At 76.5% G+C, this 544-nt stretch carries 1 protein-coding gene; it reads left to right on the top strand.

The features are described 5' to 3' along the window. On the top strand, positions 1–449 hold a 449-nt coding region (locus L2I40_RS24325; RefSeq protein ID WP_237217892.1), incomplete at its 5' end, for an FCD domain-containing protein. Positions 450–544: the final 95 nt, after the last annotated feature.

Raw genomic sequence — 544 nt, forward strand, 5'->3', positions numbered from 1 at the left:
GGAACCCGGCGCAGGGCTGGCATTTCGCGCCGGGCCTCGCCAGCGCGGAGGACCGCGCCGCCGCGCACCGCTTCCGCCTCGCGCTCGAACCCGCGGCGCTGCTGGAACCCGGCTACCGGCTGGATCCGGGCTTCGCGCGCGAGATGCGCGCGGCGCACCGGGCGGTGCTGGCCCGACGCTGGCGCGACGGCGACGCGGTCGCCTTCTTCGAAATGAACGCGGCCTTCCATGCCGGCCTCGCCGCGGGCAGCGGCAACCGCTTCTTCCTGGACGCCGTCGCGGCGCAGAACCGGCTCCGCGCGCTGCTGAACACCGATTGGCGCTTCGGGGCGGCGCGGGTGCAGGACAGTTGCCGCGAGCATCTTGCGGTGCTGGATGCGCTGGAAGCCGGGGCGAACCGTCGCGCCGCCGCGCTGCTTGCCGCGCATCTGCGGAGCGCCGGGCCGTGACGCCGCGCGAGCGCTCGCTCTGGGCGGCCACCGCCGCGCCGGCACCCGACCTCGCCCCGCTCGACGGCGTGCAGGAGGCCGAGGTCGCGATCGAG

The organism is Falsiroseomonas oryziterrae, from assembly GCF_021864505.1.
Taxonomy (GTDB): domain Bacteria; phylum Pseudomonadota; class Alphaproteobacteria; order Acetobacterales; family Acetobacteraceae; genus Falsiroseomonas; species Falsiroseomonas oryziterrae.